General features: G+C 65.7%; 12 protein-coding genes. 4 read left to right on the forward strand and 8 right to left on the reverse strand.

Annotated features, from left to right (window positions below; all coding sequences use genetic code 11):
• The first annotated feature begins 80 nt into the window (after nt 1-80).
• Nucleotides 81-959: an SDR family NAD(P)-dependent oxidoreductase gene (locus FFS13_RS10785; protein ID WP_137819101.1), complete on the forward strand. Its 879-nt coding sequence runs from the start codon at nt 81-83 to the stop codon at nt 957-959.
• A gap of 56 nt (nt 960-1,015) precedes the next feature.
• Here FFS13_RS10785 and FFS13_RS10790 read toward each other — a convergent pair whose 3' ends face one another.
• The 7 genes from FFS13_RS10790 to FFS13_RS10820 form a co-directional block, all read right to left on the reverse strand.
• On the reverse strand, nt 1,016-1,735 hold the full coding sequence (locus tag FFS13_RS10790; protein ID WP_137819102.1) for an EthD domain-containing protein: 720 nt from the start codon (nt 1,733-1,735) through the stop codon (nt 1,016-1,018).
• A 59-nt stretch (nt 1,736-1,794) separates the two neighbouring features.
• The gene (locus FFS13_RS10795; RefSeq protein ID WP_137819103.1) at nt 1,795-3,372 is read right to left on the reverse strand and encodes a FadD3 family acyl-CoA ligase; all 1,578 of its coding nucleotides are present in this window, start codon (nt 3,370-3,372) and stop codon (nt 1,795-1,797) included.
• A gap of 79 nt (nt 3,373-3,451) precedes the next feature.
• Nucleotides 3,452-4,216, reverse strand: coding sequence for an SDR family NAD(P)-dependent oxidoreductase (locus tag FFS13_RS10800; protein WP_137819104.1), 765 nt, complete (start codon nt 4,214-4,216; stop codon nt 3,452-3,454).
• 210 nt (nt 4,217-4,426) lie between these two features.
• Entirely contained in the window at nt 4,427-5,521 is a 1,095-nt protein-coding gene (locus FFS13_RS10805; protein ID WP_137819105.1) for a ferredoxin--NADP reductase, read from the reverse strand.
• A 157-nt stretch (nt 5,522-5,678) separates the two neighbouring features.
• Nucleotides 5,679-6,434, reverse strand: coding sequence for a glucose 1-dehydrogenase (locus tag FFS13_RS10810; protein WP_137819106.1), 756 nt, complete (start codon nt 6,432-6,434; stop codon nt 5,679-5,681).
• Nucleotides 6,435-6,448: 14 nt separating this feature from the next.
• On the reverse strand, nt 6,449-8,101 hold the full coding sequence (locus tag FFS13_RS10815; RefSeq protein WP_137819107.1) for an FAD-binding protein: 1,653 nt from the start codon (nt 8,099-8,101) through the stop codon (nt 6,449-6,451).
• A gap of 10 nt (nt 8,102-8,111) precedes the next feature.
• Nucleotides 8,112-8,627, reverse strand: coding sequence for a flavin reductase family protein (locus tag FFS13_RS10820; protein ID WP_137819108.1), 516 nt, complete (start codon nt 8,625-8,627; stop codon nt 8,112-8,114).
• A 316-nt stretch (nt 8,628-8,943) separates the two neighbouring features.
• On the opposite strand from FFS13_RS10820, the gene FFS13_RS10825 reads away from it, so the two are divergent.
• Together FFS13_RS10825 and FFS13_RS10830 are read left to right on the forward strand one after the other, a co-directional pair.
• Nucleotides 8,944-10,128: a flavin-dependent monooxygenase gene (locus tag FFS13_RS10825; protein ID WP_137819109.1), complete on the forward strand. Its 1,185-nt coding sequence runs from the start codon at nt 8,944-8,946 to the stop codon at nt 10,126-10,128.
• Nucleotides 10,129-10,349: 221 nt separating this feature from the next.
• The gene (locus FFS13_RS10830) at nt 10,350-11,483 is read left to right on the forward strand and encodes an LLM class flavin-dependent oxidoreductase (RefSeq protein WP_137819110.1); all 1,134 of its coding nucleotides are present in this window, start codon (nt 10,350-10,352) and stop codon (nt 11,481-11,483) included.
• Between the two features lie 37 nt (nt 11,484-11,520).
• Here the strand turns inward: FFS13_RS10830 and FFS13_RS10835 are convergent, their stop codons facing one another.
• Nucleotides 11,521-11,769: a heme-binding protein gene (locus FFS13_RS10835; protein ID WP_137819111.1), complete on the reverse strand. Its 249-nt coding sequence runs from the start codon at nt 11,767-11,769 to the stop codon at nt 11,521-11,523.
• Between the two features lie 203 nt (nt 11,770-11,972).
• Here FFS13_RS10835 and tyrS point away from each other — a divergent pair, with 203 nt between their 5' ends.
• Nucleotides 11,973-13,217 carry a tyrosine--tRNA ligase gene (gene tyrS, locus FFS13_RS10840; protein ID WP_137819112.1) on the forward strand — a complete coding sequence of 415 codons (1,245 nt, stop codon included), beginning with the start codon at nt 11,973-11,975 and terminating at the stop codon, nt 13,215-13,217.
• Nucleotides 13,218-13,483: the final 266 nt, after the last annotated feature.

The raw sequence follows: 13,483 nt of genomic DNA on the forward strand, positions 1-13,483 counted from the left end.
GCTGCGGGGGGCTTGTCCTAAACCACCTAGGGTCTGCCAGGCGCGCCGCGCCGGCCCTACACACAAGCTAGGAGCTGCATATGAATACAGAGCCCACCCAGGTCGCCGTCGTCACCGGCGCCAGCCGCGGCGTCGGCAAGGGTATCGCCCTGGCGCTTGGCGCCGCCGGCATGACCGTCTTTGTCACCGGACGCGCCGCCGATCAGGCGGGCTCAAACCTGCATGGGCGGCCCCTGCGCGGCTCGCTGGAGGACAGCGCAGCAGCCATCACCCGCGCCGGTGGCCGGGGCATTGCGGTGACCTGTGACCATGCCGACGATGCCCAGGTGCAGGCGCTGTTCGAGCGGGTCGAGCGCGAATGCGGGCGTCTCGATTTGCTGGTGAACAACGCCGCCTTTCTCCACGAGAACCTGATCGATCCAGGGCCGTTCTGGGAGAAGCCGCTGGAGCTAGTACGGATCCTCGAAGTCGGTCTGCGCTCCGCCTATGTCGCCAGCTACCATGCCGCGCCGTTGCTGGTGCGTGGCGGCCACGGGCTGATCGGTTTCACCTCGTCGTTCGGCGCCGGCTGCTATATGCACGGGCCGGCCTACGGCGCGCAGAAGGCCGGTTGCGACAAGCTGGCAGCCGACATGGCGGTCGATTTCGAAGGCACCGGAGTGGCCGCGCTGTCCCTCTGGCTGGGGCCGCAACTGACCGAGCGTACGCGCATCGCCGGCGAGAATCATGGCGAGCAGTACGATGCCTTCCTGGCCCAGGCCGAGACACCGCAGTTCAATGGCCGGGTGATCCATGCGCTGCTCAACGATCCTGAGCTGATGAGCTACAGCGGGCAGACCCTGGTCACCGCCGAGATCGCCCCGCGTTACGGCATCAGCGAGGCCGAAGGGCGCCAGCCACCGTCCTACCGCGAGATGCTCGGCGCGCCGCGCGTGCAGCATCCGGCGCGGGTGATCTGAGGGCGATAAAAAACGGGCTCCAGGGCCCGTTCTCGTATCGCCGCGTAGACGTTCAATCAGCTGGCCGTGGCGGCCTTGAGCAGGTACTGGCTGGTCGGCAACACATCGATCTTGTCGAAGTCGATGAAGCGCTGGCAGCTCTCCATCATGGTCGCCAGATTGCGCTGGAATTTGGCCTCGTCGCCGACGGCGTCGAAGAACGCCTGTGGGTCGGTCATCGCCGCTGGCGGGAAGCACTCCTCGACTATGGCGTCGAACTTCGGCGCGTCCGCGTTCAGCGGGCGCAGCACCAGGTTCTGCACGTAGAGGAAATTGTCCTGAGTGTCGATCGCCACCTGGGTGTGCTGGTTGTGCCAGATGTCCAGCCAGGTCGCCGGATCCTGCCCGGCCGGGCGGGTCAGCAGGGCCAGTTGGGCGAAGCCGTGGGTGCGTTCGCCCGGCACGGCCGGGAAGCGGGTGTTGCGGATCGGCACCGACTCGCTGACCAGATAGCCGGCCAGTCGCGCGACCGCCGACGCCAGCACCGCCTCGAACGGTTGGCGGAACTGGGCGATGGCGCTGTCGACCCACAGCGCCACGCTGCCGTCCATCAGCGGCTGGCTGTTGGCCTGGCGCAGACCGGCGGCGGCTTCGACCTGGCGGTCGACGACATTCACCTGCAGGCCGCAGGCGCCGAGGGCCAGCAGCTGGTTGGCGACTTCACCGCGCAGGCGCTGGGCGAAGGTTTCACTGTCGGTCTGGGCGTCGCGCCAGACGAGGTAGATGATCTTTTCCATTTCAGAGAGTCCTCGGTTGGGGGGTGGGGTTTTGCCAGTCTGTGCGCGTGGGACGAGCCTTAGGTTCCGGCCGCGGCCAGTTCGCGCAAGGCATTCTTGGTCACCTTGCCGGCGGCATTCAGCGGCATGGCCTGGAGCAGTTGCACCCGCCGCGGCACCTTGTAATTGGCCATTTGTTCGCGGCACCAGGCGAGCAGGGCCGGCTCCTCGATCACGCTACCGGGTGTCGGCAGCACAAAGGCCATCGCCACCTCGCCGAGGCGTTCGTCGGGGATGCCGATCACCGCGACCTGGACCAGCCCCGGATACTTCAGCAGGCATTGCTCGATCTCCGCCGGGTAGACGTTGAAGCCGCCGGTGATGAACATGTCCTTCAGCCGGTCGGTGATGCGCAGATAGCCCTGCGCGTCGAGTACGCCGATATCCCCGGTATGCAGCCAGCCGTCGTTATCGATGGTCTCCAGGCTGGCCTGGGGGTCGTTGAAGTAGCCCTGCATCAGGTTGTAGCCACGCACCAATACCTCGCCGGGTTCGCCTGGCGATAGCAGGTTGCCCTCGGCATCCACGCAGCAAAGTTCGATGCCAGGCATGGCCCGCCCGCTGGTGGTGGCGACCAGCTCGGGGGCGTCTCCGGGGCGGCAGATGGTGGCGAAGCCGCAGACTTCGGTCAGCCCGTAGGCGGTGATGATGGTCTGGAAACCGAGCTCATCACGCATGCGATGGATCATCTGCACCGGAATCGCTGCTGCGCCGGTCACCGCCACACGCAGCGAGGACAGGTCGTACTGCGCCCGCTGCGGGTGGGCGAGCAACGATTGATAGAGGGTCGGTGGCCCCGGCAGCACGCTGATGCGCTCGCGCGCCACACACTCCAGCACCGCCTGCACATCGAACACCTGTTGCGGCAGGATGGTGCAGCCGCGCATCAGCGCCGCCAGCCAGCCGGCCTTGTAGCCGAAAGAGTGGAAGAACGGATTGACGATCAGGTAGCGGTCGCCCTCACGCAGGCCGACCACCGCGCTCCAGTCGCGCACCACCCGCAGGTTCTGCCCATGCTGGGTCATGACGCCCTTGGGCCGGCCTGTGGTGCCGGAGGTGAACAGCAGATCGGAGAGCGACTGCGGGTTGACCGACTCCTCACGCACCACCAGCTCGGCCGGCGAAACCTCGGCGGCCAGGGCGAGAAAATCCCTCCAGGCCAGAGCGCCGTTGCCGGCGCCGCGCAGGCTGACGATCTGGCGTAGGGCCGGTAAGGCTTCGCCTTCCAGTTGACGCGGATAGTCGACACCGAGGAACTCGCCTATCGAGAACAGCAGGCTGGCACCGCTCTCGCGCAGGACGAAGCCGGCCTCGGTGCCCTTCATCCGCGTGTTCAACGGCACCAGGGCGGCGCCGACGCTTTGCAGCGCCGTGGCCGCGACTATCCATTCCCAGATATTCGGCGCCCAGATCGCCACCCGTTCACCGGCCTGCACACCCAGCGCCAGCAAGGCGCGGGCGGCTTGGCGGCGCAGTTGGTCGAGTTCGCGGTAGCTGATCCGCCGGCCGGCTTCCTCGATGGCTGGGCTGTCGCCATACGTCTGTGCGGCGGCGGCCATGAGTTGTGGAATGGTGTGGGCGTTTTCAACAGACGGCATGGCGCCTCCTCAGGCAGAGGATGGAAACGGATGGGAACGGCCGGGGCAGGGCGCCCGGCCGGGTGTCTCGGGCGAGCGCTTAAAGCGGCGGCGGGGCAAAGCGGCGGCCAGCGGAGAAGCCACCATCGACGGCAATCATCTGCCCGCTGACGAAGGAAGCCTCGTCGGAGGCGAGGAACAGTGCCACGTTGGCCACTTCTTCCGGCTGCCCGGCGCGGCAGAGCATGTGCTGCGAGGCGAAGTAGGCATGGAAGGCCTCGTTCTCGCGGACCATGCTGGTCATCGGCGTCTCGATCAGGCCTGGGCACAGGCCGTTGACCCGCACGTTGGCGTAGCCGTAGTCGATCGCCATGGAGCGGGTCAGCTGGTTGATGCCGCCCTTGGCCACATTGTAGGCGACGTTGCCGTCGCAGCCCTGCAGACCGAAGATCGAGCCGAAGGTGATGATCGAGCCGCTGCGCTGGGCGACCATCTGCGGCAGCGCGTACTTGCAGGCGAACATGCAGCCGTTGAGGTGGATGTCGAGCATGCGCTGCCAACTGGCGGTGTCGGTCTGGGTCACGCTGCCCTGGCTGGCGACGCCGGCGGCGGTGACCAGCGCGTCGATACGGCCGAAGCGCGCTATCACCTCGGCCATCACCGCCTGGGTCTGCGCTTCGTCGGTGACGTTCAGGCGCAGGAACAGCGGCGCCGGGTCGAGACCCTGCAGCGCTTCGGCCGGCGGCTCGCCGAGGTCGAGGCCGACCACCTGCGCGCCTTCCTCGGCGAAGCGGCGCACGCAGGCCAGACCTATACCCGAAGCGGCACCGGTCACGACCGCTACCTTGTTCTGCAAACGTGCCATAACTGAACCTCTTTATTGTTGTGGGCCAAGTTCTTCGTTCGGAGTCTAACCAGAGCCCGGCCGCCGGTGATCGTCCATTGGGACTAGCCGACGAGCAAGCGTCAGCCGACGGGAAGCGACGAGAAGCCAACACGGCCCCCATCTCATTCCAGCGACCATAAAAAACCCGGCCGAAGCCGGGAAAAAGGAGCAGACGCTCAGGACTGCTCCTCAATCTGGAAACTGCAGCCGCACCCGTGCGCTGGTTGGCCGGCTCTGGCAGGCCAGGGTCCAGCCCTCGGCCAACTCCTGGGCGCTGAGCACGTCGTTGCGCGCCAGCTGGGTGTCGCCTTCCTGCACCTTGCACATGCAGGCGCCGCAGAAGCCCTCCTCGCAGGAGGAGGGCACGTCCAGGCCGGCGGCCTTGCAGCTTTGCAGCACTGTGTCGCCGGGCTGGCAGGCGATCTCGTGCTGCTGGCCGTCCAGCTCCACGGTCAGGACTTCGCAGGTGGAATCGGCGGTTGCCGCGCGCGCCTCGGCCTCCTGCGCCAGCAGCTCGTCCGGATCGGGCGGCGAGACGAAACGCTCGACATGGATGCGCGCCGGCGCCTCGCCCAGCGCCAGCAGCGCCCCTTCCACCGTGTCCATAAAGGGCCCGGGGCCGCAGATGAAGAACTCCGCGCCGGCATGCCCGCGCACCAGTTGGCGCACCTCGGCGGCGGTCAGGTAGCCGTGCAGCGAATCGAGCACGTGCACCACTTCCAGTTGTTCGGGGTTGGCCTTGGCCAGTTGGCGCAGCTCGTCCTTGAAGATCACCGAGGCCTCGTCGCGGTTGGCGTAGATCAGCTTGATCCGCCGCTGGCTGGTGCGCAGCGCCGACTTGAGGATGGAGAACACCGGAGTAATGCCGGAGCCGCCACCGAACAGGACTAGGTCGTGGTCGCCCGCAGTCAGATGGCTCTCGTTTAAACAGAAATGGCCCGCTGGGGGCAGCACCTCCAGCCAGTCGCCGGCCTGTACCCGTTGGTTCATCCAGTTGGACACCCGTCCACCCTCGACCCGCTTCACCGTGACCTTGGGCAGCGCATCGCAATCCGGCGAGCTGGCCATGGAGTAACAGCGGGTTAGCAGCTTGCCGGCAACGGGCACGCGAAAGCTGAGGAACTGTCCTGGCTTGTAGCGGAAGCGCTCGTGCAGTTCGGCTGGCACGTGCAGCACCAGCGAGCGAGCGTCGGCAGTCTCGTCGATCACCACGGCCACTTGCAGGCGGTAGCCGCCCAGCGTGGTCGCTTCGGCCGGGGTCAGGTTCAGCTGTTGTGTGCCCATGTTCACCTCCGCCTCAGAAGCTGTTTTCAAATTGTCTGCGCTCGGTCATGCTGCGTTAAAAATGGCTTCGGAATGCTCATTTACAGCTCGTAAACTCCGCGTCCTCAGCCATTTTTGCCTTGCCTGACCTTCGCTCGCCGAGTTTGAAAACACCTTCTCAGATCCCGCTGATCAGTTGGGCGTTGTCGACGCGGATCTCGGCGCCGTTGATGAAGCGCGACTCGTTGCTGGCGAGGAACAGCACCACGTTGGCGATGTCCTGCGGCGCGCACATGCGGTTCATCGGGTCGGCATCCAGCACCTCCTGGGGGATCGGTTGACCACCGGTGAGGGCTTGGGTCATCGGCGTGTTGATGCCGTCCGGGTGCACGCTGTTGCAGCGGATGCGGTAGCCCTGCTGTTTGCAGTGCAGGGCCACGGAACGGGTCATGGCCGCTACCGCGCCCTTGGAGGCGGAGTAGGCGCAGAACATCGGCATGCCGCCTAGGGCCGCCACCGAGGACATATTGACGATCGAGCCGCCGCCGCTTTCCTTCATCGCCTGTACGGCGTATTTGCAGCCGAGGAAGTAGCCGTCGCTGTTGATCTTCTGCACCTTCTGGAACAGCTCCAGGCTGGTGTCCTCGATGCTGCCGAGGGCCAGGATGGCGGCGTTGTTGACCAGCACGTCGAGGCGGCCGAAGCGTTCCAGAGTGACCTTGATGACGTTTTGCCAGTCGGCTTCGCTGGCGATGTCCTGGCGGATAAACAGCGCGTTCTCGCCGATCTCGGCGGCGACCTGGCGGCCGGCCTCCTCGTTGAGGTCGGTCAACACTACCTTGGCGCCTTCGCGGGCCAGCAGCAGGGCATCCTCGCGACCGACGCCACTGGCGGCACCGGTGATGATGCAGACTTTGCCTTCTACGCGTTTCATTGTTGTTCTCCTGATCAGGCGGTTTCGAGTGAGGTGTGCGTGGCGATATGGGCGCCGGCGCGGCGCCCGGAATAGACGCAGTCGGCCAGCGACAGGCCAGAGACATAGAGGTTGGAAGCGATGCCCACGGCATTGCGCCCGGCGCTATAGAGGCCGGCGATAGGCGCGCCGGCGTCGTCCAGCACCTGGCCGCTGCGCTCGCAGACCTTGAGTCCGCCGAGGGTGATGGCCGGGCAGGGGAACAGGCGGCTGTCGAAGGACAGGTCGAGGGCGTACCAAGGCCCTTGTTCCAGGTTGGCGAGCATGGCCGTCGACTTGCCAAAGGCATCGGCTGTCTCGCCGCGAGCGGCGCGGTTGTAAGCGGCGAGGCTTTGCTCCAGTTCAACCACCGGTAAACCGCAGCGTTCAGCCAGCACGGCTGGGCTGCTAGCGCGTTTGGCGTTGCACAGCAGGTTGAGCAGTACCGGTAGACGCTGGAACTGCCAGACCTTGCCTGGCCCGACCTGGCGCAGCGCTTCGCGCACCAGGGCCTTATTGAGGATCAGGATGGCGCGGCCGCCCTGTTCCTCGACCATGGCGTGGCCGAGCGTGGCGCCATACACCTCTTCGTTGCAGTAGCGCTGACCGGCGCCGTTGACGATCAGCCCGCGGGCCCAGGCCAGTGGTGGGTTGATAAAGCGCCAGGCGCTGACCTTGTCCATCCGCTCCAGTGCGCCACCGGCGCTCTGCCCGAGGCGGATGCCGCTACCGTCGCAGCCGGTGGTGCCGAGCGGCAGGCCGGCCAAATACTGCGACGCATGCTGGCGAACCAACGCGCGGTTGAAGATAAAGCCGCCCGCGCTCAGCAGCACGCCACGTTCGGCGCGGATCAGCCGGCGTTGGGCGTGTGCTCGTTCGATCCGCCGCAGACGCGTGCGCAAACCATCGGCCAGCGCCGGGGCATACATATGGATCGTCGTGGCCCAGCGGCTCAAGCGTCCGTGCCAGCGTGCCGCGCGGCTGCCGGGCGGCAGTTGCCAGGCCTCGACGCCGAGCACTTCATCGCGCTCGCTGAGGACCAGGCGGCGCACCTCGCACTGGCTGTGCAGGCGCACACCACGGCTGAGGGCGGCGGTTTTCAGCGCGGCGAACAGGCTGGCGCCGGACATCCCCGGGCCTTTTGTCCGGTGTCCGCGCGGTGCCGGCGGCGCTTGTTCGGCATACACCGGCACCGCTTCGTTGCCGGAGTAATAGAGGTAGTACTGGTCGCTCGGGTAGGAGGTCTTGTGCGGCGGCACGCTGGCCTCGAAGGCCACGCCCTGGCGTTCCAGCCAGGCCAGCTGTTCACGGCTGCGTTCGCAGAAGTCGCGCAGAGTCGCGGCGGATACCGCCTCGCCGACTTCCTGACGCAGGTAGCCGAACATCGCCTCGCTGCTGTCGCTATAGCCGGCCTGCTGCTGGTAGGGCGTACCGCCGCCGGCATAGACCACGCCGCCGCTGATCGCGGTGGCGCCGCCGCCGGCGAAGCGTTCCAGGGCCAGCACGGACAACCCCCGGCTGGCCGCTTCTATGGCCGCGCAGGCCCCGGCGCCGCCGAAGCCGACCACCAGCAGCTCGGCCCGGTCGTCCCAGCTCAGTTGCTCGGCGGAGGTAACCCGCAATGGCGCCAAAGCCTCACTCCCGTCCATGCCGCGCGCCTCAGCCGGCCGCCGCGAGGGTCGGCGCGGGCGCAGCGGTGGTGGTGTAGGAACCATCCAGATAGACCAGCGGGCTGATCGCCGCACCGTTGTGAATCTGCTGGATGCGGCCGATGAAGATGCTGTGGGTGCCGTAGCTGAACTTGCCGTCCTGGCGGCAGAGGATCGCCGACTGCGCGTCGCCCAAGTAGGGAATGCCGTCGGCGCTGCTCAGCCAGTTGCCGCGCTGGAACCGCGCCTCGCCCTTGATCGGCCCGCTGCATAGGTGCGACAGCTCTTCCTGTTCCAGACCGAGGATGTTCACGCAGAAGTCCGCGCCGGCATCCAGCACCGCATGCAGGGAGGCGGTTTTGTTTACGCAGATCAGCAGCGACGGCGGCTCGGTGCTCAGCGAGTCGACCGCCGTGGCGGACATGGCGAAACGCTCGTGGCCGTTGCTGGTGGTGATGATGGTCACCGACTTGGCCAGGCGGCGCATGGCTTGGAGCATCTCGGCTTTCAGGTTGGCTTCGTTCATCGCACGGCCCTCTGAGTTGTGCACGGCTGGTTGTGCATGGAGTGCGATGGATTCTTGCAACGGCTAGCGGCGGCAACATCGTCCGAGGGGACTAGTCGGGGTTTGGCTGCTTTTAGCCTCTGGGAATAGCGGGCTTAACCACGAAATCCGCGACCGGCCCCAAGCCCGCATCCATCTGGTCCGTTTGAGGGATGTTCGCCCGCCCAGGCATTGCTTGAATGCCCGCGTAGGCACGGCCGCCGGTCTTCTGTAGCGCGGCCCGCTACCTGCTGAACGCGCGCCCCGGCGGACGGGGTGAACACAGGAGAACAACAAGATGCTCGACCAAGACCTGATTCGCCAGCGTCTGACCCAACGTGCCCGCGAACTGGTGCCACTGCTGCGCGAACGCGCGCCGCAGGCCGCGCAGCTCGGCCAACTGCCGGAAGAGACCATTCGCGACTTCCAGGAGGCCGGTTTCTTCCGCATCCTCCAGCCCGCCCGCTGGGAGGGCTACGAGTTGGAGCCCAAGGACTTCTTCGAGGTGCAGATGACGCTCGCCGAAGGCTGTATGTCCTCGGCCTGGGTGCTCGGCGTGGTAGCCATCCACAACTGGCAGCTGGCGCTGTTCGACGACCGCGCCGCGCAAGACGTCTGGGGCCAGGACTCCGGCGTGCTGATTTCTTCTTCTTATATGCCGGTGGGCAAGGTCGAGCGGGTCGACGGTGGCTTCCGCCTCAGCGGTCGCTGGGGTTTCTCCTCCGGCAGCAAACACTGCGACTGGGTGTTCCTTGGCGCCATGGTGCCGCCGGCCGAGGCGGGCGGGGCGCCGGACTACCGGACCTTCCTGCTGCCGCGTAGGGATTACCAGATACTCGACAACTGGAACGTGATGGGCCTGGAAGCCACCGGCTCCCACGATATCCTGGTGGAGAACGCCTTCGTTCCCGAATATCGCACCCATCGCGCCCTGGATGGTTTCATGCAGAACAGCCCGGGCAACGCGGTGAACACTGCGCCGTTGTTCCGCTTGCCGTTCGGGCAGATCTTCGTGCGCGCCGTGTCTTCCTCGGCGATCGGCGCCTTGCAGGGCGCGGTCGACCAGTTCGTCGAACATAACCGCGCGCGGGTCGGGGTCAACGACGGACGCAAGATGCTCCAGGACCCGGCGGCGCAGACCGCGCTGGCCAACGCCATGGTCTGCGTCGACGAATGCAAGACGGTGCTGCTGCGCAATTTCGCCCTGATGCTGCAACGCGCGCAAAACGGCGAGCCACTGAGCATGCCGGAGCGGGTGAAGATGCGTTACGACTCGGCGCTGGTGGCCGACAAGTGCGCGCGGGCGGTCGCCGAGCTGATGTTCAACAGCGGCGCCTCGACCATCTTCCGCAGCCACGTGATCAACCGCGCCTTCCGCGACATCCACACCGGCCGCGCCCACGTCGCCAACAGCCCAGCCAAATACGCCTGGAACCTCGGCGGCGTGAGCATGGGCCAGGACAGCAGCGACTTCTTTCTCTGAAAGTCCTGCCGGCTACAAGGGCGTAGGACGCTCCGCCGAGCGTAGGGCGTACTCGCGAAGCAGTACGCCATTTCCAACGGCGGACTGTTCGCTACGCTCCTGAGTCCGCCCTACGTGCTAGTCCGTTTGAGCGATTCCACCGCCGCTGCTATCCCCGAACATGGCTGCAAGGCGCACTCCCTGACCGCCGACCGACCAGCCAATAAGTACAAGGATCAAACATGAAATTCTCCCTGATCTATGAAGCCCAGACGGTGGACTCCAGCCGTGAAGGCGACCGCAAGATTTTCGAAGACACCGTGGAGCAGGCGGTGCTCGCCGACCAGCTCGGCTTCGACACCTTCTGGTGCGTCGAGCACACCGCGCTGAGCAACTACTCGCATATGTCCGCGCCCGAGACCATGCTGGCCTTCGTCGCCGGCAAGACCGAACGCATCGGCATCGGCCACGGCGTGGTCTGCCTGCCGCCGGCGATGAACCATCCGGTCAAGGTAGCCGAGCGCATCGCCACCCTCGACCTGCTGTCCAAGGGCCGTGTGCACTTCGGCGTCGGCAAGGGCGGCACCCAGCAGGAAGCCGGCACCTTCGGCTACGACCTGGCGACCCTGCAGCCGCAGATCGACGAAGCCATGTACCTGATCCCGAAGATGTTCGTGCAGGACGAGATCGAACATCACGGCGATTTCGTGCAGATTCCCCTGCGGCCGATCCATCCCAAGCCCTACCAGTATCCGCACCCACCGATGTACCTGGCCTGCACCAACACCGAATCGCTCAAGCGCGCCGGCGAGCGCGGCATGGGCGCCCTGGTGCTGGGGTTCGGTGGCCCGGAAGAGATCGCCAAGAAGGTCGCCGTCTACCACGAGGCCTGGGACAACCGTGACGAGAAGGACCAGGTCGGCTTCCGCCCCAACCGCCATATCGCCGCCCTGTGCCCGGCCATAGTCCTCGCCGACAACGAACAGGCGCGCAAGATCGGCATCCGTGGCCAGCGCTACTTCATGGAATCACTGGCCTACTGGTACGCCGGCGGCGAGCGCCCGGACCCGGCCAAATGGCAGGACGACACCTTCACCGACGGCAACGGCCAGAGCGTGATCAAGTCGCGCTTCGCCTCGGAAGAGATCACCGCGGACTTCTCCGACCCGACCATGGCGATGATGAACCCCAACCACGCCTACGGCACGGTCGAAGATTGCATCGGCTACGTGCAGCGCCTGCAGGAAGCCGGTGCCGACGAGATCCTGTTTATCTGCCAGATGGGCACAGTGCCGCAGTGGGCGCAACTGGAGACCCTGAAGAACATCGGCGAGCAGGTGATTCCCTATTTCCGTGGGCAGCCGGCCAAGGCCTGAGATTACCGAGCGTTTAACGGGCCTTAACGGCCCGTTTTTATATTGGGGGGTATGGCGCGGCTTGCCTTTGTGGGAGGGGCTTGCCCGCGCTGCTTGGGCGGCCTCGATCGCGGAGCTGCAGCGGTGCGTTGTCTATATGGGCCATATGGATCAGGTGGCCCGCCGCATCGACAATGGCAATGCTCACCCGCACATTCAGTTCGGCCGCTTGGTCCAGGGCGGCCTGGAGCACAGGCATGGCCAGGTCGAGGCTCAGGGAGTTCTGTTGCCGCAGCAGCTTTGTCATGGAAGGGGCCTTGACTTGAGAGGTGATTCCGTTAGAGTGCAGATCATGAACAGGTTAACGATTTCCCTCAACGCTTATTACGCTTATCTACTCGCTCATTCGAGGCGGTAGATGCTGCGTGCATTCCGATCCGCCTGAGGCGGATCGGAACTACTCTTGCTCCTTGTCTCCTCTGGTGATCGTTCATTCCCAAGGAGACTGCAATGCCCTCACCCCATCACGACCTGATCGCCCTGTTGCAGGCGCGCGGCTTCATCCATCAATGCACCGACCTGCAAGGCCTGAGCGCGCAGCTGGATAGCGGCTCGCTGACCGTCTACCTGGGTTTCGATGCCACCGCCGACAGTCTGCACGTCGGCCATCTGCAGGGGTTGATGCTGATGCGCTGGCTGCAGAAGGCCGGGCATCGGCCGATTCTGCTGATCGGCGGGGCGACCACGCGCATCGGCGATCCGAGCTTTCGCGATGAGAGCCGGCCGATGCTCAGCGAAGCGCAGATAGTCGAGAACATCGCCGGAATCACCCAGACCTTCGGCCGCTACCTGACGCTGGGCGATGGGCCTGGCGACGGCTTGGTGGTGGACAACGCCGACTGGCTCGATGGCCTGGGCTACCTGCAGTTTCTCAGCGAGGTGGGGCGGCACTTCTCGATCAATCGCCTGCTGACCTTCGATGCCGTGCGCCAGCGCCTGGACCGCGAGCACTCGCTGTCGTTCCAGGAGTTTGGCTACACCCTGCTGCAAGCCCACGATTTCGTCGAACTGTCGCGTCGGCATGGCTGCACCCTGCAATTGGGCGGCGCCGATCAGTGGGCCAACATCATCAACGGCGTCGAGTTGTCGCGGCGCCAGGGCGGCACCCAGCTGTATGGCCTGACCATGCCGCTGCTGGCCACCAGCGATGGGCGCAAGATGGGTAAATCGGCGCAGGGAGCGGTCTGGCTGAACGCCGACAAGCTGGCGCCCTTCGATTTCTGGCAGTTCTGGCGCAACTGCGATGACCGCGATGTCGGCCGCTTTCTCGCGCTGTTTACCGAACTGCCGCTGGACGAGGTGAATCGCCTGGCGGCGTTACCGGGCGCCGAGCTGAACCAGGCGAAAATCGTGCTGGCCAACGAGGCCACGACCCTGGCCCATGGCCAGGAGACCGCACGGGCTGCCGAGGCGGCGGCGCGCGGGCTGTTCGAGCACGGCGCCATGCGCGAGGGGCTGACGATTGTGCCGCTTAGCTGCGCCGACCTGCAGCGCGGCCTGTCGTTGACCGACCTGCTGGTGGCGGCCGGCTTGCAGCCATCCCGGGGGGCGGCACGGCGACTGGCGGCGGGAGGGGGGGTGCGGCTCGATGGCGTGAGCGTGGTCAATGTCGATACCGCTCTGCCGCGTGACGGTTGCGGCTGGCTCCTCAGCCTGGGCAAGAAGCGCCACTTCGAGATCCGCCTGACGGACTAAGAGCCTGTTCATGATCTGCTGCGCGTCGGCCATGCGGCGTTGAAAACAGGCTCGGAATGCTCATTTACCACTCGTAAACTCCGCTTCCTCGCCTGTTTTCGCCTTGCCTGACCTTAGCTCGCGAGATCATGAACAGGCTCTAACGCTCCCGGCATCCAGGAACAAGTCCAGCGGCAGCCAGGTACAAGACGTGCCCTCACCGAGTCTCTCTAATGCCAGGCAAGCCAACCGCTGCAGTGGCGGTTGGCACCTTAATCTTGCAATCT

The sequence above is a fragment of the Pseudomonas sp. 2FG genome (genome assembly GCF_005502935.1).
GTDB lineage: Bacteria > Pseudomonadota > Gammaproteobacteria > Pseudomonadales > Pseudomonadaceae > Aquipseudomonas.

Bases quoted from the DNA above. Each gene is read 5' to 3' on its own strand.
- FFS13_RS10800 (WP_137819104.1), bottom strand. From the start codon at position 4,216: ATGGCACGTTTGCAGAACAAGGTAGCGGTCGTGACCGGTGCCGCTTCG.
- FFS13_RS10805 (WP_137819105.1), bottom strand. From the start codon at position 5,521: ATGGGCACACAACAGCTGAACCTGACCCCGGCCGAAGCGACCACGCTG.
- FFS13_RS10825 (WP_137819109.1), top strand. From the start codon at position 8,944: ATGCTCGACCAAGACCTGATTCGCCAGCGTCTGACCCAACGTGCCCGC.
- FFS13_RS10785 (WP_137819101.1), top strand. From the start codon at position 81: ATGAATACAGAGCCCACCCAGGTCGCCGTCGTCACCGGCGCCAGCCGC.
- tyrS (WP_137819112.1), top strand. From the start codon at position 11,973: ATGCCCTCACCCCATCACGACCTGATCGCCCTGTTGCAGGCGCGCGGC.
- FFS13_RS10810 (WP_137819106.1), bottom strand. From the start codon at position 6,434: ATGAAACGCGTAGAAGGCAAAGTCTGCATCATCACCGGTGCCGCCAGT.
- FFS13_RS10830 (WP_137819110.1), top strand. From the start codon at position 10,350: ATGAAATTCTCCCTGATCTATGAAGCCCAGACGGTGGACTCCAGCCGT.
- FFS13_RS10820 (WP_137819108.1), bottom strand. From the start codon at position 8,627: ATGAACGAAGCCAACCTGAAAGCCGAGATGCTCCAAGCCATGCGCCGC.
- FFS13_RS10790 (WP_137819102.1), bottom strand. From the start codon at position 1,735: ATGGAAAAGATCATCTACCTCGTCTGGCGCGACGCCCAGACCGACAGT.
- FFS13_RS10815 (WP_137819107.1), bottom strand. From the start codon at position 8,101: ATGGACGGGAGTGAGGCTTTGGCGCCATTGCGGGTTACCTCCGCCGAG.
- FFS13_RS10795 (WP_137819103.1), bottom strand. From the start codon at position 3,372: ATGCCGTCTGTTGAAAACGCCCACACCATTCCACAACTCATGGCCGCC.
- FFS13_RS10835 (WP_137819111.1), bottom strand. From the start codon at position 11,769: ATGACAAAGCTGCTGCGGCAACAGAACTCCCTGAGCCTCGACCTGGCC.